Origin of the sequence: Aquimarina pacifica, from assembly GCF_000520955.1 — a bacterium.
GTDB lineage: Bacteria > Bacteroidota > Bacteroidia > Flavobacteriales > Flavobacteriaceae > Aquimarina > Aquimarina pacifica.
Map to the genome: position 1 here is coordinate 35,167 of NZ_JACC01000040.1, position 21,353 is coordinate 56,519.

Consider the following 21,353-nt stretch of genomic DNA (forward strand, 5'->3'; position numbering starts at 1 on the left):
CTATTTTGAGACATTCTTTTATACTATTTCCAATTCATCTTCTGTAATCGAACCGCATTCAGAATGGCTAACAAGGCCACGCCTACATCGGCAAAAACTGCTTCCCACATCGTTGCCAGACCACCTGCGCCCAAAACCAAAACCACTGCTTTTACACCAAAGGCCAACCCAATATTCTGCCAAACGATGCGTCTTGTAGAACGTCCTATTTTTATGGCTCTAGCTATTTTACTTGGTTGGTCTGTTTGGATGATTACATCTGCGGTCTCTATCGCCACATCGCTGCCCAAACCACCCATTGCAATGCCAACATCGCTCGCTGCCAAAACCGGTGCATCGTTGATGCCATCGCCTATAAAGGCTACTTTAGTATTAAATTGTTTTTTCAAATGCTCAACTTCGTTGAGCTTATCTTCTGGTAACAAACCGCCTTTTGCAGTATCAATACTCATTTCTTTTGCCACTTGTTGGGTTATGGAATCCTTATCGCCGGAAAGCATTATGATTTTGGAAATACCGGATTCTCGAATTTGTTTGATGGCTTCGTGGGCATCTGCTTTCAATTCGTCTGCAATGATGACATAGCCAGCGAATTTGTTTTCAATAGAAACCATCACAACGGATTCTACAATGTTGTCGGTTTCAGATGGAACTTCAATATTATTTGAAGTCATCAATGGTTTATTCCCAACTAAAACAATTTTGCCATTGACCGTTCCCTTTAATCCTTTTCCTGCAACTTCAGTTACTTTGGTTGCCTGAAAATCTTCGCCATCAGCTTTGTATTCCATTATGGCCTTGGCAATGGGATGTGTTGATTGTTCTTCCATCGCCATCAGGTATTTCATCATTTCGGCTTCGCTCAATGACCCATTATTTACGACGACATTTTTAATTTTGAAAACACCTTTGGTCACAGTTCCGGTTTTGTCCATTACAACCGTGGTTACTTTTGTCATTTCGTCCAAAAAGGATGCGCCCTTAAAGAGAATCCCATTTTTGGATGCTGCTCCCAATCCACCAAAATAACCCAACGGAATAGAGATTACCAAAGCACACGGGCAGGAAATGACCAAGAATATCAATGCCCTGTATAACCAATCGCTAAACACGTATTCATCCACAAAAAAGTAAGGTAAAAATGTTAACCCAATCGCCAAGAACACTACAATAGGCGTATAAATTCTTGCAAATATTCTAATAAACAATTCTGTTTTCGATTTACGTGCCGTGGCATTCTGAACCATTTCGAGGATTCGTGCAATAGAACTGTCCTTAAATTCTTTGGTGGTTTCTATTTCAATTACACCGTCCAAATTTATGCTTCCCGCAAATACTTTTTCTCCCTTTGCAATGGTATCGGGTTTACTTTCGCCCGTTAAAGCCGCTGTATTGAACGAGCCTTTTTCAGAAAGTAAAATACCATCCAAAGGGATTTTTTCGCCCACACGAACTTGTACTTTTTCGCCAATGGCAACGGTTTCTGGATTTACAGAAACATAATTGTTGTTCCTATAGACCAAGGCTTCATTAGGTCGTACATCCAGTAATGCCTTGATGCTTCCCTTGGCTTTTTTAACCGCGGCACTTTGGAACAATTCGCCCACGGCATAAAATAGCATCACGGCAACACCTTCAGGATATTCGCCAATGGCGAATGCCCCTATTGTGGCAATTGACATCAAAAGAAATTCCGTAAAGAAATCTCCTTTTTTAATACTTTCCCAGCCTTCAATTATAACTGGAAATCCAACAGGAATATAGGCCATAACATACCAAACAATCCTTATCCAATCGGAAAAATGCGGGAAAATCTCCAGATAATCAACGATAATTCCAGTTATCAGCATTACAAAGCTGAATGTAGCGGGCAAATAAATTTTAAAAGTACTTGCGTTGTCATTACTGTTATGGCTACCATCATTGCCAATGCAACAATTTTCGCTGTCATTTATATGCTGTGAATTTTGCTTTTTCTTTTTCATTTATTTAAATTATAATTTTATTTAAATTCACAGTCATTCCAATCTCAACACCAATTGGGCAAACTGCACCTCTATGGTATCATCGATACCCTTTATTAAGGAATCCAAACCAGTATTTGAAACCAATAATTGTCCGGTTGCACTTATCAGGCAGGACATACTTACTCCTTGTTCTATATGGGTAATGGTTGCTTTAAATTGTGATTTAAAGGATTTCCCTTGATAAGTAACATCTATCAGCCAATTAAAGTTGATAGGGTCGTGCCGTTTTGATAAAAAATCTTGTGATGGAATTGTGCCAGTAAATCGTAGTATTAAAGGGTCTTCCCGCTGTTCTAAAAGGGCATTGATTTTAGGACTATCTGTTGATAAAGTCTTAAGGTCGAGTACACCATTGACCACTTTGGAATCATAATCAAGATATAGTGCCAATTTATGGCTTTCTGCCTTGACGGGTTTATTGTCAACCAAAGTCATCATCATAATATGACCTTCTTCAGTTGTATAAACTTTTTGGGCATTTACCTTATAATAACTAACCAACAAGATTATTAAAAAACAATGTTTAATATTCATAATGCCCATCTTTACTTGTATAATTTAAAAAAGCAGCTTCTACTTTTGCTTTTAATGCTATTAATCATTTTGCTTTAAAAAGCATCATAAAAGCTGCCTGCTATTAATTAAGTTTTCACTTAACTTATTTAAATAAAAAATTTCGCTCATTCCTATAACGATTTACCGCTACTTGTTATCTATATCCTTTTCTCTTTTACCGAAATAATAAATCAGCGCAACACTTGCACCTAATAAGCCAAACAGAGTGTTCTCAAAAATTTGATTCCCATTGATATTCAAAATTTCAATGAAATTATTTATTAAATATTGCCACCAATTAATTTCATAATTCTGTCTGCTAAACGTGAAAATTGTTATTCCAAAAGGTTGAAGGATAAAAACACCTACTGCAAACCCAATTAAAATGGTAATAAGAATGTTTTTTTTATTCATCGTTTGTCTTTTACAGTTATAAACTTTACAGGCTTTCAATCCAACTTTTGGCCTCTTCCTTTTGGTCTAAATTGAAATACTTAATATCGGCGTTGGTAAAAGGTTTCATAAATTGGGTTATCCAATTCTGCCATTTTTTATCTCCTACCATTGCTATTTTTTCATAGTCCGTGGCGTGGGCTGTGTCCATTTTCAGGTCTTCCCATAAACCAGGTAAATCCCAACCCGTAAAGTTGACCATCTCAAAATACCAACGGACTTTCATTCCCTTGTCCAGTATAGCGTGGATAAGTGGATGGATTTTTTCTATATCTTCTTTTCTCAATTTTCCCGAAGCTTTTGTTGCAACAATATTTTTTTCTTTTAACTCGATTATCTGTAACATTTTATATAGTTTTTAATTAAGTATTATCCTTCTAAATCATAAAACCATTCTTCCGCCCTTATGATGCCTTCTGATAATGATTTTTTTAGTTCTGTCATATTTTGTAGTTAAAGAGGGTGGAAGAAACCTGAACTGGACCATTGGGCGCAAGGGTTCAAGGTTCAAGTACTCCCACCTGTTATTTTTTTCTGCATTTTTCACAAATTCCTTTCAATACAAGGTTCACATCGTTCACTTCATAATCGTCTGGCAAGCTTTCTTCCGATATTTTATTTGGTAAACAGATTGTTTTCCTACAATCGGTACAATGAAAGTGCATATGTAAATCTGTACCGTATTTACCTTTGGCATTTTCATCAGAAATCGCATATTTTGACACCCCGACACCATCATTAATCTGATGAATCAACCCTTTATCCTCAAAAATCTTGAGATTGCGATAAAAGGTCGTTCTGTTGGCTGTTTTATTGGTTTCGCTCTTTTGAACAAAGGCTTTTTTTAAATCGGAAAAGGACACGGCACTTTGTTTCCTTTTCAGGAACTTGTATATCTTCGACCTCATTTGAGTAGGTCGAATCCCGTGATATGATAGTATCTTTTCCGTTTTGGTCATTTTAACCTTTTCAAAAGCAACCCTTTTTTATTAAATTTATTTTTTATAAGCCAAAAGCCTTAACGCATTAAAAACCACAAGTAACGTTGAGCCTTCGTGGATGACCACTGCAATACCGATATTGGCCCAACCCATAATGGTCGATGGTATGAGCAATGCCACAATACCGAGGCTTACCCAAAGGTTTTGCTTAATAATGGTTTTTGCCTTCCTGCTCAAACCTATGGCAAAGGGCAGGGTTTCCAGTTTATCGGCCATTAGGGCAATGTCAGCTGTTTCCAATGCTACATCACTGCCCGCAGCACCCATTGCGATTCCTACGGTGCTGTTTGCCATTGCAGGGGCATCGTTCACACCGTCGCCTACCATTGCGACTTTGGATTCCTGTTCTTTTAATTTTTTAATGGCATCAACCTTTTCCTCTGGCAACAGGCTTCCCCAGGCATCGGTCAACCCAATTTCTTTAGCAACGGCATCGGCAACCTTTTGATTATCCCCGGTTAGCATTATCATCCGCTTAATACCGATTTCCTTTAATTTTTTAAGGGTTTCCTTGGCCGCTTCCCGTGGGGTATCCATCAGGGCGATGATACCTATATATTCTTTGTTCCTTCTTATGAGCATTGTGGTATTTCCACCACCTTCAAGTTCTTTTACTTTATTCGATATTTCTTCGGGTGGTTTTGCTTCATCGAGGTCTTCGTACAAGTCAAGGTTTCCAATATAGATTTTATCCTTGCCCAAAGAAGCTTTGATACCTTTTCCAAGAACAGCTTCCAAATCGGTCGCATCGGGTATTGAAGTGCCTTCCAGACGTTCTTTTCCATCCCTTACAACGGCTTTTGCCAAAGGGTGGTCGCTCAAATTTTCAACAGCTACGGCTATTTTTATAAGTTCATTTTCTTCTATATCCCCAAGTGGAACAACTTGGGTAAGTTTAGGCTTTCCTTCGGTAAGCGTGCCTGTTTTATCAAAAGCCAAAGCGGTAATGACCCCTAAATCCTCAAGTGGTCGCCCACCTTTGATAAGTACACCGCCCCGTGCTGCCCGTGCCACACCGCTTAATACCGCGCTTGGTGTTGAAATGGCCAATGCACAGGGACTTGCTGCGACCAATACCGCCATCGCCCTATAAAAGCTGGCACTAAATGGCTCGTCGATGACCAAAAAGGCAAAGAGTAGGATACCCACCAATATCAGTACGGATGGTACAAAGTATTTTTCAAACTTGTCGGTCAACAGTTGGGTTGGGGATTTCTGGGTCTGTGCCTCGTTGACCAATTTGACCAGTCGGGACAGCGTAGAGTCTTTGGCTTCTTTGATTACCTTTATTTCCAGCGTGTTATTACCGTTGATAGTTCCGGCGAACACGCGGTTTTCATCATTTATATCATCATCTGCGGAATAGTCCCTGCTCGTATCTTCCACGGGAATTTTGTCCACGGGTACACTTTCCCCGGTAATAGGTGCCTGGTTGACGCTGCTTTTTCCATTGACCACGACGCCATCTGCGGATATTTTACTATTGGGCTTGACCACTATAATATCGCCAATACTCAATTCCTCAATTCCAACTTCTTCGGTCTTGCCATCTTTTTTGAGCAATGCCGTTTTTGGTGCTAAATCTGCCAGTGCCGCAATGGACTTTCGGGCCTTTTCCATTGCATAATGTTCAAGGGCGTGCCCCAAACTAAACAGGAACAATAACAATGCACCTTCTGCCCATTCTCCCAGAATGGCGGCACCAATGGCGGCAACCAACATTAAGAAGTCAATTTCAAAACCGCCTTTGGCGACGGTCTGTACTGCTTCCTTGGCCGTAAAGAAACCACCGAAAAAGTAAGCGCCAATGTATAAAGTAAGACTGACCCAATCTGGGATGGATTCCACATAGGAAAGGCCGAAACCTATTCCGAGAAGTGCCCCACAGATAATGGAAAAAATGAGCTCCGTATTTTTACCGAAAATACCACCGTGGGCGTGCTCTTCTCCTTCCTCGTGGGTCTCGCCTTCTTTGTACTCGTGTCCCTCTGTGGAAGTTTGCTCTTTAGTCTCTTCCTTCTTTGAACGCTCCTGTTTTTTGGATGCTTTGGTGTAATCATTTTCGTTTGAAGCACTGCGTTGAACCTGAAGGTCTTCCTTTTCAATTTGTTTGCTTATTTCATCAAAATTTGTTTGTTTTTTATCAAATTCAAGTCGTACCATTCCAGAGCCTGAAACGGAAGCTTCCAAAACTCCATTGATTGTCAAAAGGCTTTTCTCTATGGAACGAGCCTGTCTTGTGTGTCTGATTCCTTTAACTTCAATGAGCAAATGCCCGTATTTTTCTGTAATCTTGGCACCAGTACTTTCGGCGAGGGATTGGATGCGGTCAATGGAAATGATATCTGGGTCATAATGAAAACAGAGCTGCGGCACATCATCTCCGTTTGCATCGGCAATGTGCACTTTTTCGATGCCCTCTTTAGCTTGTAGTTTTTGAATAAGCCTTTCAACACAAGAATCTTTTTCGTTAGGAACTTGCGGAAGGATGACCGGTATTTTTAGTTGTAGTTTTTCCATTTTTTATTTTTATTTTATCCACTCTTTGGCATCGTCTTTTTCTTCGGTCTTATAAAATTTTATATGAGCTTCTGAAAAAGGAAGCAATACCTCGGTAAATTGCTCCTGCCATTTAACGCTACCCACCAAAGCAACACGCTTTAAATGCTTTTCATTCGGAAGGTTTAATTCAATGCCCTTCCAATAGGCACTTACCGTCCAGCCTTCAAAATTTTGCATTTCAATGTACCAGAAAACTTCCTGATATGCATTTATGTGTTCTGTTAAGACCGGTATCAAGTTTTCATAATCCTTGGTATCCAGCTTGTTTTCTGCTACCATATATACCGTAGCTTCTTTTTTATAAATTGTTATCATTGCTAATTATTTATAAATGATAATTGAATTTAAAAACCAAAGGTTTAATCCAAATTGCCACTGCATTTTTCGCAGATACCCTTTATCACCAAGTTAATGTCCTTCGTGATATAGCCATCAGGCAAGTTGATGTGAGGGATTTTATGCTCTGTTAAACAGACTGTTTCATTACAATTGTTGCAATGAAAGTGCAAATGAAGGTCGTTGCCGACCTCGCATTCACAATTTTCTTCGCAAAGGGCGTATTTTATAATTCCCGTACCATCCTCAATTTGATGCACAATACCTTTTTCTTCAAATGTTTTCATAGTCCTAAATAGGGTGCTTCTTTCACTGACCTTAAAATCCTTTTCCAAGTCGCCAAGACTTATGGCCGCCTCTAATTCCGCCAAACGTTTATAAGTCATCAAGCGCATAGCCGTAGGTCGTATCCCTTTGCTTTCCAGAAGTTGAACTAATTTTTCCATTTACAACAAAGTGTTTTATAGGTCGTACCGTTTTAAGGATTCTCCAGTTTTAATTTGAAAGGCATCCTCAATATTTGCTATATAGATAATACCATCTCCAGGTTCTTCCGTTTTGCCATTTTTTAAAATTATTTCAATGGCAGCTTGGGCTTCCTCATTTTGACAGACCAATTCCAGCTTAACTACAGGACTATCGGTAATACGAAAATCCAACGACGGTCTTGCGCCTTTTGCCTTAAATGCTCCTGTGCCTTCTCCATTTGAAAGGGTCATACTTTCAAATCCATTGTCAGAAAGTGCTTCAATGACTCTTTGGATTCGGTTCGGTTTTATAAATGCTTTTATTTCCTTCATATTATGAATTTTTTAAATTTTTAATCGATTTTGAACCGAGCCTGTTTTCTAATTTTTAACTAACTAATTAAGACGATAAACAAACTCGGAATCAAAATCTTTGATTATTATTGAATTAATGTCCGTGTTCCAGTTCGCCTTTAACCATCTCGGAAGACAGGTTATAAGCTCCGTTTATCACGACTTTGGCATCGGTTGAAACTTCGGCAGGCAGATTGACTTCAACAAAGCCTAAATCAGTAATACCAACCGTTACGGGTATCATTTTGAATTTCATTTTGCCTTCTTCCATTTCCTCATCTTCATCCAAGATAAAAATGAAGGATTGCTCGCCTTCCTTTATAATGGCGGCTTCCGGAACGGCAAAACCCTTTTTCTCGCCCTGCACTATGCGCCCTTCTACATACATACCTGGCAAAAGATTTTTATCCTTGTTTTCTATATCAGCAAGAACTTCTATGGCTTTTGGGTCTGTCTCAAAAGTTTTACCTATAGACCGAACGGTTGCTTTAAGCAGTTCATCTCGGCGAGAGGCCGTGGAAAAATATATCTGTTGTCCTTGCTTGATTTGCTTTATGTCTTTTTCATAGACTTTGAAGTTGACATAAATTTTTGAATTATCGCTTATTGAGAACATTTTGGATTGTTGTGCCACGTAATCGCCAAGGCTAATCATTACTTCATCCACATAACCACTTATGGGTGTGGTAATGGGAACTGCGGAATATATCTGGCCTTCCGCCACTTTTTCCGGATTAATCCCCAACAACTTCAATTGGGCCCTCAAACCATTGACGCTGGATGTTGTGGAACGAAATTTTGATTGTGCCATCTGAAATTCCTTGCCAGAAGAAACGCCTTTGTCATATAGCGTCTGCTTGCGTTCAAAATCCTGTTTCAAAAAGACCAGTTCGTCATTTTTTTCCTGATAATCCTGTTGCATTGCAATGATATCCGGGTGTTCTATATATGCCAGCACCTGACCCTTCTTTACGTTATCTCCAGGGATTACTTTTATGGAACTCACATTTCCACCAACAAAAGGGCTTATGTTCGCCTTGTCCTGTGGGAAAAGCTCCAGCGTTCCCGTTACCTTAATGTTGTTCCCTAAATTGCGTTCCTCCAAAAGTTTCATTTCCAAACCTATGGTTTCAGCCTGTTGCTTTGTGAGTTCTACAACGCCTTCTTCCTCGCTGTGACCTTCTTCTTCTCCTTCATTGTGGCCTTCCTCGCCGTGATTGTGGCCTTCCTCGCCGTGTGCATCTTCCCCAGCTTCATTGGTTTTTGATACGCCTTCGGCTTCGTTGTGCCCAAGTTCAGATTTTGGGGTATCATTACAACTCATAAACATAAGTGTAAATAATACGGTACATACTAATAGTATATTCTTCATTTTTCTTTTTTTAGATTATAGGTTACCCAATTGATATTGCAGTTCAATGGACTGCTGGTTATATTGATTTATAAACTGTAAATGGTTTTGTTTTATCCTGATGGCACTGTTGAGAATAGTGATATAGTTCACATAATCAATTTCACCTTCTTTAGATGCCAGTTCAGCCGTAGTAATTTGCTGTTCTGCCAAAAGTAATGCACCTTCCTCATAATAGGAAAGGGTTTTTTTGGTCTTTTCCAGCGATTTTATGAGCTGTGACACTCTACTTTCGGTCATTGCTTTTTGTTCCAAATATTGGTTCTCGGCAACCATAGCATCTGCCTTGGCAGCCTTTACCCTTGATTTCTGCGGAAAAAACCAAAGCGGTATGCTAATACCAGCTTGATATGCGCTAAAGCCAGACACATCATTGTACTTCAATTTATCATAACTTATGCTGAATTTTGGTAAGAACTGTGACTTCTCAACACCTATATTCGCTTTGCTTACTTCGGCATTTTGCATAGCATATTGAAGTAAAGGATTATTGGCTGCAGAAGCCGAATCCAAATTGGTCAAAAAATCCATTGGTTCATAGGCCAAATTCACAGTTTCAATTTCTTGGTCAATGCCCAAATACTGCTTCAATGCTCTTTTTGCAATTTCAATATCATCATAGGCTTGTTGCCTTAATACTTGAATCTGCTGATATTCGGAAGAAGCCGCAATAAACTCCAGTTTGCCCGTTTCCCCTGTGTCATAGCGTAATTCGGCAGCCGTCCTAAAGTTGGCATAAACACTGTCCAACTGTTCCGCAAAACGCAATTGTGCCTTGTTATAATTGATAAGGTCATACGTCTGCATCACATTACGAATCAATTGCTGCTCATTGACAGCATAGAATTTTTCGCCCAATTTAACCCGTTCTTTATAGAACTTGTTTTTTGAAAAACCAGAAAGCAAATCAATATTGCCCTGTTGTACGCCATACGTACTCAATATTCCTTGTTGCACCCCTTGGTCTTCTCTACCGGTATATAAAGAGGTGCTTCCTAAATCAAAACTTGTTCCTTTCATCGCCTGTTCTCTTTCGATTAAAGCTTGACTTTCCTTTAGGGAAGGATAATTTTCCTTGGCCATAGATATGGCTTCTTCCAAGGTAAGGGTTTGAGCCAACTGGTTGTCCTGTGCATTTGCTGCATTTGGGGTTAAAAACCCTCCCAAACTCAATAATACAATAATAACCGTTGCGCCTTTCTTAATGTAACTTGCGTCACCATCATTATCCTTCTTTTCTTTTCGGGATTCAAGCCAATAATAAAGAATAGGAATAACCACCAAGGTCAGAAACGTTGCCGTAAGCATTCCTCCAATGACTACTGTCGCCAAAGGCCGCTGTACTTCTGCACCACCAGAGGTAGAAATTGCCATTGGGATAAAGCCCATAATTGTTGTAATAGCTGTTAATAAAATTGGACGTAAGCGTTCGTGCGTTGCTTCGTATATTCGTTTTTTTAAGTCTGTCATTCCACTGTCTTTTAATTCATTGAATTTGTTTATGAGTATGAGTCCGTTTAATACGGCAACTCCGAAGAGCACAATAAACCCGACTCCGGCAGAAATACTGAAAGGCATTCCACGAATCAACAAAACGAAAACACCACCAATGGTCGCCAAAGGCACTGCCATATAGATCATCAAGGCTTGTGTAACTGAATTTAAAGCAAAGTAAAGCAGAACAAATATTGTTAATAGAACGATTGGAACTACAATCATCAATCGGTCTGAAGCACGTTGCAGGTTTTCGAAAGAACCTCCGTAGGTTACAAAATAACCTGGTGGCAGTTTCACGTCCGTTTCCAATTTTTGTTGAATTTCCTCGACCATCGATTTTACATCGCGCCCACGAACATTGACCCCTACCGAAATACGACGAGAGGTATTGTCCCTTGAAATCTGCATCGGACCTGGCTTATAGCTGATATCTGCAACCTCCTTTAAAGGTACTTGTGCACCGTTTGGCAGGTCTATGTAAAGGTTTTTTAAGCTATTGATATCTTGTCGATATTCCTCTGCCAAACGAATGACCACATCGAATCGTTTTTCCCCTTCAAAAATGACTCCTGCCTGTTCTCCAGAAAATGAAGCACTTACATAATCATTCAGCTTGTCAACGGTTACACCGTATTGTGCCATTTTTGCCCGCTTATACACCACCGTCATTTGTGGCAAACCGCTTGTAGCTTCTACATTGAGGTCAGCCGCTCCGGGAACGGTTCTGATGACTGCTGCGATTTCCTGTACCTTGTCTGCCAAAACGCCCAAATCTTCTCCGTACAGTTTAATTGCCACGTCCTCACGCACACCTGTAAGCAATTCATTAAAACGAAGTTCTACAGGTTGGGTAAACACGAAATTTACGCCAGGAACGACTGAAATTTTTTCCTGGATTTTTTCTATGAGTTCCTCTTTGCTATCTGCGGAAGTCCATTTACTCTTATCTTTTTCAAGAATAATATAACTATCGGCAATATCCATAGGCATTGGGTCTGTTGGTATTTCGGCCACACCAATTCTTGAAACTACTGTTTTTACTTCCGGAAACTCATTGATCAAATTCTGAAGTTTCTCTGAAGCCTCAATAGATTCTGTAAGACTGCTCCCCGGTTTTATCAATGCTTGAAATGCAATATCGCCTTCATCAAATTTAGGGACAAATTCTGCTCCCATATTGCTAAAAATAAATCCTGAAATCAAAAGCAAGGCAACCGCGCCTATAACCACACCTGCCCGAAAGCGAAGTGCAAAATTTAATATAGGCAGATAGATACGATTCAGAACATCCATAATTTTATCACTGAACGTATCAATCTTGTTTTCAAACTTGGCGAACCAACTATTTTGATTTTTAGCAGGTTTTAAAAATAATGATGACATCATTGGCACGTAGGTAAGACAAAGGATAATTGCCCCTAAAACGGCAAAACCAAATGTAAATGCCATTGGTCGGAACATTTTTCCTTCCACACCGGTCAAAAATAGAATCGGTGTAAAAACTATAAGAACAATTAGTTGACCGAAGAAGGCAGAATTCATCATTTTACTTGAAGATTCATAGGCGATTTCATCCATTTCAGCTTGGTTGATGGCGGTTGTGGATTTTTTCATCCGTTGATGAATGTGGAAAACCGCTCCTTCTACGATAATCACCGCACCATCTACAATAATTCCAAAATCGATCGCACCCAAGGACATTAAATTTGCCCATACGCCAAATTGTTTCATCAAAATAAATGCAAATAATAGACATAAAGGGATTATCGAAGCTGCTATCAAGCCACCACGGAAGCTTCCCAAAAGTAAGACCAAAACAAATATGACGATTAGGGCTCCTTCTATTAGATTGTTTTTAACGGTACTTGTGGTTGCCTCAATAAGTTCACTTCGGCTTAAAAAAGCATCAATATAAACGCCTTCCGGCAGGGATTTTTGAATTTCTACAATACGCTTTTCCACATTTTCAATCACGTCGCCTGGGCTTTCGCCTTTCAGCATTAAAATTTGTCCACCAACAGTTTCGTGTCCATCTTGGGTAAACGCACCATAACGCACTTGATTACCATAGCCTACTTTTTCGGCGACATCACGTATCAAAACAGGACTACCGTTTTGTGTGGTAACAACTGTATTTTCCAAATCTTCAATGCTACGTGCCAAACCTTCTCCACGAATGAAATTTGCTTGGTGGTTTTTTTCAATGTAAGCACCACCAGTATTGGCATTGTTTGCTTTAAGGGCTTCAAAAACCTGATTCATTGTAATACCAAAACTTTTTAGTTTATCAGGATTTATGGCAACTTCGTATTGTTTTACATAACCTCCAAAGGCATTGACCTCGACGACTCCTGGCACTAAAGCCATTTGGCGTTTTACAATCCAATCTTGGATGGTACGAAGCTCCATTGCATCGTACTTATCTTCGTAGCCCTCTTTTAATTTTAAGGTGTATTGGTAGATTTCGCCCAGACCTGTTGTTATGGGTGCCATAAATGGCGTGCCGAAGCCTTCGGGGATTTCTCCAGCAACTTCGGTTAATTTCTCTTGTACCAATTGCCTAGGAAGGTAGGTTCCAGCCTCATCCTTAAAGACAATGGTAACTACAGAAAGACCAAAACGGGACACCGAACGTAGTTCGATAACATCAGGTAGATTTGCCATTGCCAATTCTACGGGATAGGTAACAAATTGTTCTATATCTTCTGTCCCCAAGTTTGGGGCCACGGTTATTACCTGTACTTGGTTGTTTGTTATATCGGGTACGGAACCCAAGTTTATAGTGGCCATAGACCAAATGCCCGTACCAACCAATGCCACTATAAATAAGCCAATAATAAATTTATTATTAATGGAAAATGAAATGATTTTGTTAATCATAGAAAATGTATTAATTCAGTTTAAAACTTACGATGCGAATAGATGCAACGCATTTATAAAGCAATGCTTGCCTAGAGAAGCATCACGTTAGGATATAGTTATCCTTAAAAAAAACTGAATTATACTTTAGGGGGTTGGAAGAGGGATTCTAGGTATCTGGAAGTGAAGTTTACTTTATGTAAGTTAACCTGTTTTTTTCCTTCAAACTTTAATTGATTAATTAAAGCCAAATTGTTGTTCTCAATCATTAACACTAAAGGGTGACAACATTGCTGATGAGAATGGCTTGGTGTATTCTCCTTATCTGGGTTATTATGATGCCCCTTATTTTTTGCATCGTTGTCGATGTAATCTTCAACTATATATTCAAGGAAGGAGTCTCCATAAACTTTATGGTCTTGATAATGGGTAATAATGCTTGAAATTTCTTTAATTGGTCCACAAAAATCCATATCAATGCTAATTCCCTGAAAAAAGAATAAAATAGACATTGATATGGAAAAGAATATTTTCATAAAGTTTCACAAAGATACAAATTAATCGATGCACAGGTTGTGCAAAAACTTGAAGCGGGATAAAAAATAAGATTTGACTTATCAAAATATTAGAGCCATCTGCGTATTTTGCTCTAAAATCAACTAATAAGCCCCAATTATCGACGTATTGGTAATTAAAAGTTAAATAAAGGCTACAAAAGTAACTAATATCACACCCATACCTCCCTTAAGAGTACTCGATTAAGTGGTTTATTAAGGGGTAAGTAAGTGAACCTAATCCATACAAAATTTGGCAAGGTTCTATTTTTTAAAAATTGTGTAATTTCTTTTCAAGAATTTAAAATCCGTACGCGACAGAAAAATTAATTCCAAATGGATGTCCAGGACGTAAACCTGCTGGAACCCTCGATACTGCATAGGTTGTATTAAAGAGATTTATAATATTAGATGACAAGGTAAAATTGGCATCAATAAAATACCGGGCAGACAAATCCACTATAAAATTTGAATCTACTTTAAAGTTTTCTGGGATTGTTCCAGCACCTGCTTTTGTTCTGAAAGCGCTTGTGTATCGTGAATTGAGGTTTACTTCAAACTTACTGTGCTGGAACCCCAAAGATGCGTTTAATTGATTTTTTGCAATATAGGGTATCTCGTCCCCTACGGTGACTATGCCGTAAATATCCTCATTACTGTCAAAACTGGTTAAAAATTCAGTATCGGTAAGTGTGTATGAGACAGATAAGGGAAGCTTAAATCTACTACTTTGTTTATACAACAGGTTGTAATTTAGTAAAAACTCGATACCACTTACACGAACTTCGCCTGCGTTAAATTGGTCAAGGCTTCCTGTACCGCCAGTTGCAGCTAAATCACTTCCAAGTAGGTTTTGGTAGTCATTGTAAAAGCCAACAATTTCGCCGTTGAAACCTTTAAGGCTAAATCGGGAACCCAATTCATAATTAATGCTTTCTTCAGGATTTTGCCCCGGCGTATTACTTGGTGGCGAAAAACCTTTATGCACACCACCGAATATTGATATGTTGTTACTGAACCTATAATTAGCTCCTATTCCAGGAATCCAGACATCCACTTCGTTTTCTCTAATCGATAGATTTTGACCTGTTCGTAAAGGGTCATCAGTACCATAATCCATTCTAGTTAATGTGATGTTTTCATAGCGCAACCCTGGGGTCAAAGTCAAATTTTCAATTTTTACCGTGTATAGTAAATGTGCTGCCAGTGCTTTGGCACTGCTTATACGGTTGGCATCTGTTCCTTTTTCACCAACTGTAGTCTGTATTAACTCTTGGTTTTGAAACGCATATCTATCCACCCATTGAAACCTATCCTCGTCATCTTCGTGATAGCGTATTCCTGCTTCTAAGCGCTGTACCCATCGGTTACCCCAATTTAGAGTTGCTACAGATTGAATTCCGTTTGAGGTATAAGCTCTGTTGTTGGCCTTTATACCTAATGCATTTGTTTGGGTGTCTTCGTTGCCCAAGAGGGTTTGATATTCTGAAGGAAAATTTTCTGGTGAAGACAAAATGTTGTTAATACTTACGCGTTCGCCCAAATTCACGTCATCCAATTTATACCAATTTCGTTTAAATCTATTGAGATAGCCTGTTGTCCTTATATCAAGGGATGGTGACAAACGGATAAAATGGGTAAGCTGGTATTGTTGATGTTCGGCGTTCATCACATCCTCTGAAGAAGCTCTGTATCTTCTAAAGGGACTTTCCTCAAAATCTGCATCTGTCAGTCCCAAATAGGTCTCGTTGGCCTCTTCTTCTGAATATTGGATTTTAAACAATAGCGACTGATAGATTTTGGCATCCAAATTTGTGTTTACTCTAAATTTAGCCAAATAATCTGTTTTGTCGAAACCCGTGTTGCCACCACCGTCTAAATCCTTAAAACCATCGGAACTGTAGTTGTAATAATCCGTCATAAACCCAAAGTTCTTGAAACTATTGCCTAATGCCAATTGGGTGTTTCTTGAATCATAGTTTCCTGCAGCAATCGACGCTTTTCCAGAAAATTCTTCCGGTATTCGAGAGGATATCATATTTATGGCACCACCTGTGGTGTTGGGGCCGTACTGTATTTGGCTGCTTCCTTTTAACACCTCTATGGCTTCCATTCTACCAATAGTAGGGAAATAGTAGGCAGCCGGTGCACTGTAAGGGGCGGGTGCAATCAACACACCATCTTCCATTAAATTAATTTTTGCGCTGCGCTCAGGCGAAGTACCTCTTAAACTAATGTTTGGTCGTAATCCAAAACCATCTTCTTCATAGATGTTGATGCCTGGAACCGTGCGTAAAATTCTGTTGATATTGGTGAAAGAGAACTTTTTCAAGTCTTCTTTTGAGATATAAGTTGCAGAACCCGTTTTATTTTGTGCCTCAAATTTACTTCCCAATAATACACTTCCCGTAACGATGACTTCCTTAAGTTGTTCGGTTTGTTGCTTAATTGAATCTTTTTGTTGTGGGTTGGTCTGTGCCAATCCCGTGATGTAAAATAGCAAGGTAGTTGCTGTGAAGGATAGAATTTTCATTTGCAATTTTATTTAGAATGATTATAAATAGGTCACAAATATAATATCCTCTTTTGTATCATCCAAGTTATTTAGAATAATTCTTAATAGTATTTTTTAATATCAGGTTTTGAGATAATTTTAAGTTAAAGCAATAAGCTAAACCCATTATTACGGATTTTTAAATCTTTATTAACTAATTTTAGTTAACCTTAAATATAGATTTTGCCTCTCTATAAATCCGTTCAAAATTGAGCTTTAATTCATCAGTTGTGAAATGTTGATGAGGATTTGGTACTTCTCTTTTAATCGCTTGTAGTTTAAATTGAACTCCTTTATCCTTGCCATCCGCAAAAGTGATAAACTCGCCTTGTTTTAGACGGAAAAACACATCTGCCCTACGTTTAGAAACTTCTTTTTCGCCTGTGGTAATTCTCGTATCAAAATTTAGATTGTGCCCACGATTTATACTTGTGGTTTCCATACGGACAATTTCAAAAAAACGCTCATAATATTTTGCGGTATCAGGGTCATTGACCTTTCCGAAAAACTGATAGGAAAGGTTGCTCAAAATAGCCTTACTCGCTTTGTCTCCATAAAGCATATCATTCTGAATTTTATCCTGCATGACGTAAATTGTGGCAATATCATAGCTTCTTAAAGTTGCGGGAATGCGGTGCATATTAAGTAGTTTGATGGTTGGGGCTTCTTCCATCATTAAAAATGACGACTGTTGACCTCTCACGCTCATTTGCTTGATGACTGTGTGCATAATTGCAGCGATGATAGGCGAGTAAGCTGATTCATATTTGGGATGGTTCACGATGCAGATAACAGCAGGATTGTCCTTGCTGTTGATATTCAATGGTACTTCATCTTTTGACAAAGCCATAAACAACTGTTGTGAACCTATCTTTTTAAAGGCATTGGCCAATGTGCTTTTTACACCTGCCGTTTGCTTGTCAGAATCCATTCCGTTGATAAAAGCACTTGCCATACTTCGGGAAGTGATATTTGAGCTCACAAAAGTAACCAACTGTTTGGTAGTCATCGATTGAAAAATAGCAATCAAATGGGGCAGGGTGCAATATTGAGGATAGGACGTTTTTAGTTTCCAAATCATTCCACCCATCAAACCTTCAACAGCATCACTGAAGAATTTTGTGGTACTGTTTGTACTGGATTCGTTGAACTCCAAAAGATTTTCAATGAGTACCTTGGATAATTCATTCACACTTTCCTCATTGGGCAAATATCTTGGGGTAATTGGGTTTACACAATAATGGATTTGGTCAAAAGCTATGGTATAGAATTTAATATCCTTTTCTTTAAATAATGGGTAGGCAATTTCGGTAAGTTCAAAATCCTTGTAATCGTGTATGATACCACAAAATTGATGGGTACTAAAATGCTGTAAAAAATTATAGATAACACTTTCTGTTTTACCGCTTCCCGCAGAGCCAATAATCGATGCACCTCGCTTGATATTTTCGATTTGAAATTTTCCACGACGAAGTTTAAAGCGTACCTGATATTTCTTATCTCCGTTTTTGGGCTCTTCTTGATGAAGAAACACATATAAAACTGTACTGACAAACAATACCGGAACAACAATAAAAAGGATGATATGTGGTATTGACATACTCATATCCCAATAGAACCCGACTGTATGGCTCGGTCAATCCCTTTTTTTAACTTGTTGATTATCTTTAATGCCAACTGTACTTTGTTTGTTGGAATATTCATTATGGGTACACCAGATTTGGCAAGTATTTTATAGGCAGTTGCCTTTTCATTGGTTGGCAATCCCGAAAGAATTGAGAAATACAACTTTGGATTTTTCAGGAATGTTTTACGTGCCTTATAAGTTTCAACATAGTTTCGTTTGTATTGAAATAGAGTGTCAAACGTTTTTTCAGAAGCCTTAAAGAATTTGTCCCTATCAAAACCACGTTTTACAGGTTTGCCATTAAAAACGGTTTCCGAAGCTTTGTACTTGCTACCAGGGGACAAACTGTATTTATTGGACATATCCTTTCTGCTCACAATAATATGGATATGGCTTTGAGAGCCTTCTTTAGGCATCCCTCTAACAATGCGTTTTCCATCTTGTTGATGTGGTGCTTCTTTTTCCAATCGGGACATCGTTTGCTGTAATTTTTTGATGTTGCCTTCTAATTCGCCACTTTTAATTTTCCGGATATCGTTCTTAATTTGAAGTATCTTGGTGGCATAAGGTTGGTTCTCCTGAATTTTCCTATCCGTTCCCTTATACGTACGCTGATGCTCAATTTTGGCATAGTATATAATGTCATCTACAGTAACAGCTCGTCCGTTTATTTCCCGATTAAAAGATTTAGCGTACTCTTTCATCAATTCTCGGGTGTACTTTTTCAGTTCCTCGGAATGATTTTGCAATCGCTTCAATTCATAAGCACTCGGATTGACTGTAATGGAATAAAACTTTGGTTCGGTCTTTTTGAGTTTAGCCGTATTTCCGTCAATTTCTTTAATGACTTCCTTACCTGATATTTCTTCGCCATACTGATTGAAAAAATGTTCCATTTCATCAATGGATTTGTCATCGTTTTCTTTTTCGAGATAAGCGACAAAATCGGAAACGCTCTGTGCATAATTGCCATCTAATGTCTGTTTGGTTACTGTGATATACATTATAATTTTTGTTTAATGTTTTCAAATTCATCTTTGCTTAAATCCAGTTTTAAATAGCCACCTCCAAAACTGCTTTTAACATAAGTGGTCTTATCAATGATTTTTTCTAAATCATATTTTACGGAATGGAATTGTTGTTGAACTTCTTCGTACCGATTTCGATAATGATTCAGTTCCTCATTTTCTGTAATCAATTCCTGTTGTTCAAATTCAAATAATTCTTCTTGTGCTTCTTCCTCTTTTGGATTCTCCTGAAAGAGCAGTTCCAACATTGCATTGGTGGGTTTGGTCTGGTTTTTTTCAATATCCCTAATAATGGCTACAAGTGCATTGATTCGTTTTTTTAAGCTATTCTCTAAAGTCTTCATATTTGCACCCAAAGATTCATTTGGGGATAGCTCGTTCAAATCGAAAAAGTTCATCATTGCTTCCAACGTATCAGTATGTGAATGGGTAATTTCCTTGGAAAATTTCCGAAAGCGAGTTGCCACTTTAGGTTTAATACTAATGGCAGAAAAACTGTATTTCTTTTGATGATTTGAACTCATTTACTGTAAAAAATTGCCGTTTTATAGGGGTTTCAAAAGGATTTACTGTAAAACTTTGTTATTTCTCTATTTTATATAACCAGTAATTATTTGAATATCAAATAATTACAACTAAAAACCAATCGTTAACATCGCCTTGGCGTGTTACCCTCTTGCTTCTCAAATTCGTCCCGCAGGGACAAAATTTTTCAAACAACCTGACTGAAAAGTCAGTTGCTTTTTTTCGGAATAAAAAATTCCGATATGTTTAATTTTTGATGGGTATCATTATCGGCGAAAGTCAAATCAAAATGGGATAACGATACTTTAAATTGATACTGCTAACAGTCTTTTAAAGATATTCTATTTAGATATAATATTGAAATACAGATTGTTTCCAAATGGTTAGTTTTGATACCAAAAAATAGGATTTTTATAAAAAAGTAAATTTAAGACGTCGAGTTTTTGAATATTGGCTCTTGTAAATTTGAAAAAAGTAAAGCACAAAAAAAGACCTCTGAAAGTTCAAAGGTCTTAATTCTTGTTTTTATTTTAGATGTTAAAAACGTACTGATATGAATATAGATTTTTTATCGCTTCTTCGTCCAATATCTTATCATAATCCATATGATGTTCATTGGCGTAGGCTTTAAGGTCGTTCCCAAATTTGCTTTCTATATCTTCTTTTGAAACGGAAAGTAGATGTTGTTGGGTTTCGTCATCGAGGTTGTTATAATTTAGATAAATCATAGCCTTACTTTTTAATATTCGCTTGTAAGCATCAACGTATTATCCACAAAATACAACCGTAGTTCATCCAAAGGAAAATCGGTAAAATTGTATCGGTGTATTTCAAATATATTCCCATTTCCATCGCTGTAAATTATTTCAGCTTCATAGCCTGTATAATCCTGTTCCTCTTCCGATAGCCTTTTAAAATCTATTGTTATAAAATGGCTTCGGTTTAGCAAACTTTTGGCGATTACTGAAACATCGGTAATGAGCCAAAAACACTCTGCTACGTTGGCTAAATATTTCAGTCCGTTTGTAAATCGGGTGCGTATTAATGGGATTTGATAGAACATTTCAGAACCGTGAAAATGTTGCAATCCTTCTTTTATTTCGTTAACTTGTGCTTTCATTGTTATATCTTTTTAGAATTAATGATGAAAAGAAGAGGGCACAAACTAATTGAAAACTGGTATTAGTGCCCTCTTTACTTTTTACTTACTACCTAATAATAGGATTTCATCGGCTATCACTTCGGTAACATAGCGTTGATTGCCATCGTCCGTGGTATAGGTTCGGGTCTTTAGTTTTCCAACAACTCCGATTTCTTTGCCCTTTTCGGCATACTTTTCGATAATTTCAGCAGTTTTGCCCCAAGCGACAACGGTGTGCCAATTGGTATCCGTTTGCTTTTCGCCCTTGCCGTTTTTGTAGTATTCATTGGTTGCCAATGATAAACGGGCTACTTTCTTACCGCTTTCAAGGTTCGTAATAGTTGGTTCTTGCCCAACATTTCCAATTAACTGTACGTGATTTTTAATAGTACTCATAATAAA

19 protein-coding genes are annotated in these 21,353 nt (G+C 38.2%); all 19 read right to left on the minus strand.

The annotated features are described in order from the left end of the window. Window positions 1-23: 23 nt before the first annotated feature. The gene (locus tag DZ60_RS0117785; RefSeq protein WP_025743377.1) at window positions 24-1,985 is read right to left on the minus strand and encodes a heavy metal translocating P-type ATPase; all 1,962 of its coding nucleotides are present in this window, start codon (window positions 1,983-1,985) and stop codon (window positions 24-26) included. A gap of 33 nt (window positions 1,986-2,018) precedes the next feature. After that, window positions 2,019-2,561 (minus strand): hypothetical protein, encoded by a 543-nt coding sequence (locus DZ60_RS0117790; RefSeq protein ID WP_025743378.1) that lies wholly within the window; start codon window positions 2,559-2,561, stop codon window positions 2,019-2,021. A gap of 168 nt (window positions 2,562-2,729) precedes the next feature. Next, a complete protein-coding gene (locus DZ60_RS0117795; RefSeq protein WP_025743379.1) occupies window positions 2,730-2,996 on the minus strand; it encodes a hypothetical protein in 267 nt (88 codons plus the stop codon). 25 nt (window positions 2,997-3,021) lie between these two features. Beyond that, window positions 3,022-3,381, minus strand: a complete 360-nt coding sequence (locus DZ60_RS0117800; protein WP_025743380.1) for a SpoIIAA family protein — start codon at window positions 3,379-3,381, stop codon at window positions 3,022-3,024. Window positions 3,382-3,559: 178 nt separating this feature from the next. Next, the gene (locus DZ60_RS0117805; protein ID WP_025743381.1) at window positions 3,560-3,994 is read right to left on the minus strand and encodes a Fur family transcriptional regulator; all 435 of its coding nucleotides are present in this window, start codon (window positions 3,992-3,994) and stop codon (window positions 3,560-3,562) included. A 36-nt stretch (window positions 3,995-4,030) separates the two neighbouring features. Beyond that, on the minus strand, window positions 4,031-6,556 hold the full coding sequence (locus DZ60_RS0117810; protein WP_025743382.1) for a heavy metal translocating P-type ATPase: 2,526 nt from the start codon (window positions 6,554-6,556) through the stop codon (window positions 4,031-4,033). 9 nt (window positions 6,557-6,565) lie between these two features. After that, window positions 6,566-6,913, minus strand: coding sequence for a SpoIIAA family protein (locus tag DZ60_RS23365; protein ID WP_034230063.1), 348 nt, complete (start codon window positions 6,911-6,913; stop codon window positions 6,566-6,568). A gap of 44 nt (window positions 6,914-6,957) precedes the next feature. Beyond that, a complete protein-coding gene (locus tag DZ60_RS0117820) occupies window positions 6,958-7,380 on the minus strand; it encodes a Fur family transcriptional regulator (RefSeq protein WP_025743383.1) in 423 nt (140 codons plus the stop codon). Window positions 7,381-7,395: 15 nt separating this feature from the next. After that, window positions 7,396-7,734 (minus strand): P-II family nitrogen regulator, encoded by a 339-nt coding sequence (locus DZ60_RS0117825; protein WP_025743384.1) that lies wholly within the window; start codon window positions 7,732-7,734, stop codon window positions 7,396-7,398. A gap of 115 nt (window positions 7,735-7,849) precedes the next feature. Next, window positions 7,850-9,127, minus strand: a complete 1,278-nt coding sequence (locus DZ60_RS0117830) for an efflux RND transporter periplasmic adaptor subunit (RefSeq protein ID WP_025743385.1) — start codon at window positions 9,125-9,127, stop codon at window positions 7,850-7,852. A 15-nt stretch (window positions 9,128-9,142) separates the two neighbouring features. Further along, the gene (locus DZ60_RS0117835) at window positions 9,143-13,543 is read right to left on the minus strand and encodes a CusA/CzcA family heavy metal efflux RND transporter (protein ID WP_025743386.1); all 4,401 of its coding nucleotides are present in this window, start codon (window positions 13,541-13,543) and stop codon (window positions 9,143-9,145) included. A 119-nt stretch (window positions 13,544-13,662) separates the two neighbouring features. Beyond that, the gene (locus DZ60_RS0117840) at window positions 13,663-14,058 is read right to left on the minus strand and encodes a hypothetical protein (protein ID WP_241448759.1); all 396 of its coding nucleotides are present in this window, start codon (window positions 14,056-14,058) and stop codon (window positions 13,663-13,665) included. Between the two features lie 319 nt (window positions 14,059-14,377). After that, window positions 14,378-16,609 (minus strand): TonB-dependent receptor family protein, encoded by a 2,232-nt coding sequence (locus DZ60_RS0117845; protein ID WP_025743388.1) that lies wholly within the window; start codon window positions 16,607-16,609, stop codon window positions 14,378-14,380. 181 nt (window positions 16,610-16,790) lie between these two features. After that, window positions 16,791-18,236: a type IV secretory system conjugative DNA transfer family protein gene (locus tag DZ60_RS0117850; protein WP_025743389.1), complete on the minus strand. Its 1,446-nt coding sequence runs from the start codon at window positions 18,234-18,236 to the stop codon at window positions 16,791-16,793. Further along, entirely contained in the window at window positions 18,233-19,261 is a 1,029-nt protein-coding gene (mobB, locus tag DZ60_RS0117855) for a MobB family relaxase (RefSeq protein ID WP_025743390.1), read from the minus strand. The genes DZ60_RS0117850 and mobB overlap by 4 nt, the downstream gene beginning before the upstream one ends. Then, window positions 19,261-19,809, minus strand: coding sequence for a BfmA/BtgA family mobilization protein (locus DZ60_RS23370; RefSeq protein WP_027126753.1), 549 nt, complete (start codon window positions 19,807-19,809; stop codon window positions 19,261-19,263). The genes mobB and DZ60_RS23370 overlap by 1 nt, the downstream gene beginning before the upstream one ends. A gap of 531 nt (window positions 19,810-20,340) precedes the next feature. Next, window positions 20,341-20,538 (minus strand): hypothetical protein, encoded by a 198-nt coding sequence (locus tag DZ60_RS0117865; protein ID WP_008992777.1) that lies wholly within the window; start codon window positions 20,536-20,538, stop codon window positions 20,341-20,343. 11 nt (window positions 20,539-20,549) lie between these two features. Further along, window positions 20,550-20,930, minus strand: coding sequence for a DUF6876 family protein (locus DZ60_RS0117870; protein WP_025743391.1), 381 nt, complete (start codon window positions 20,928-20,930; stop codon window positions 20,550-20,552). A gap of 81 nt (window positions 20,931-21,011) precedes the next feature. Next, entirely contained in the window at window positions 21,012-21,347 is a 336-nt protein-coding gene (locus DZ60_RS0117875; protein WP_008992779.1) for a single-stranded DNA-binding protein, read from the minus strand. Between the last annotated feature and the right edge of the window lie 6 nt (window positions 21,348-21,353).

What these genes read in the sequence shown, in the direction of transcription:
- DZ60_RS0117785 (WP_025743377.1), bottom strand. Translation starts at nt 1,985, where the DNA reads ATGAAAAAGAAAAAGCAAAATTCACAGCATATAAATGACAGCGAAAAT.
- DZ60_RS0117790 (WP_025743378.1), bottom strand. Translation starts at nt 2,561, where the DNA reads ATGAATATTAAACATTGTTTTTTAATAATCTTGTTGGTTAGTTATTAT.
- DZ60_RS0117795 (WP_025743379.1), bottom strand. Translation starts at nt 2,996, where the DNA reads ATGAATAAAAAAAACATTCTTATTACCATTTTAATTGGGTTTGCAGTA.
- DZ60_RS0117800 (WP_025743380.1), bottom strand. Translation starts at nt 3,381, where the DNA reads ATGTTACAGATAATCGAGTTAAAAGAAAAAAATATTGTTGCAACAAAA.
- DZ60_RS0117805 (WP_025743381.1), bottom strand. Translation starts at nt 3,994, where the DNA reads ATGACCAAAACGGAAAAGATACTATCATATCACGGGATTCGACCTACT.
- DZ60_RS0117810 (WP_025743382.1), bottom strand. Translation starts at nt 6,556, where the DNA reads ATGGAAAAACTACAACTAAAAATACCGGTCATCCTTCCGCAAGTTCCT.
- DZ60_RS23365 (WP_034230063.1), bottom strand. Translation starts at nt 6,913, where the DNA reads ATGATAACAATTTATAAAAAAGAAGCTACGGTATATATGGTAGCAGAA.
- DZ60_RS0117820 (WP_025743383.1), bottom strand. Translation starts at nt 7,380, where the DNA reads ATGGAAAAATTAGTTCAACTTCTGGAAAGCAAAGGGATACGACCTACG.
- DZ60_RS0117825 (WP_025743384.1), bottom strand. Translation starts at nt 7,734, where the DNA reads ATGAAGGAAATAAAAGCATTTATAAAACCGAACCGAATCCAAAGAGTC.
- DZ60_RS0117830 (WP_025743385.1), bottom strand. Translation starts at nt 9,127, where the DNA reads ATGAAGAATATACTATTAGTATGTACCGTATTATTTACACTTATGTTT.
- DZ60_RS0117835 (WP_025743386.1), bottom strand. Translation starts at nt 13,543, where the DNA reads ATGATTAACAAAATCATTTCATTTTCCATTAATAATAAATTTATTATT.
- DZ60_RS0117840 (WP_241448759.1), bottom strand. Translation starts at nt 14,058, where the DNA reads ATGAAAATATTCTTTTCCATATCAATGTCTATTTTATTCTTTTTTCAG.
- DZ60_RS0117845 (WP_025743388.1), bottom strand. Translation starts at nt 16,609, where the DNA reads ATGAAAATTCTATCCTTCACAGCAACTACCTTGCTATTTTACATCACG.
- DZ60_RS0117850 (WP_025743389.1), bottom strand. Translation starts at nt 18,236, where the DNA reads ATGAGTATGTCAATACCACATATCATCCTTTTTATTGTTGTTCCGGTA.
- mobB (WP_025743390.1), bottom strand. Translation starts at nt 19,261, where the DNA reads ATGTATATCACAGTAACCAAACAGACATTAGATGGCAATTATGCACAG.
- DZ60_RS23370 (WP_027126753.1), bottom strand. Translation starts at nt 19,809, where the DNA reads ATGAGTTCAAATCATCAAAAGAAATACAGTTTTTCTGCCATTAGTATT.
- DZ60_RS0117865 (WP_008992777.1), bottom strand. Translation starts at nt 20,538, where the DNA reads ATGATTTATCTAAATTATAACAACCTCGATGACGAAACCCAACAACAT.
- DZ60_RS0117870 (WP_025743391.1), bottom strand. Translation starts at nt 20,930, where the DNA reads ATGAAAGCACAAGTTAACGAAATAAAAGAAGGATTGCAACATTTTCAC.
- DZ60_RS0117875 (WP_008992779.1), bottom strand. Translation starts at nt 21,347, where the DNA reads ATGAGTACTATTAAAAATCACGTACAGTTAATTGGAAATGTTGGGCAA.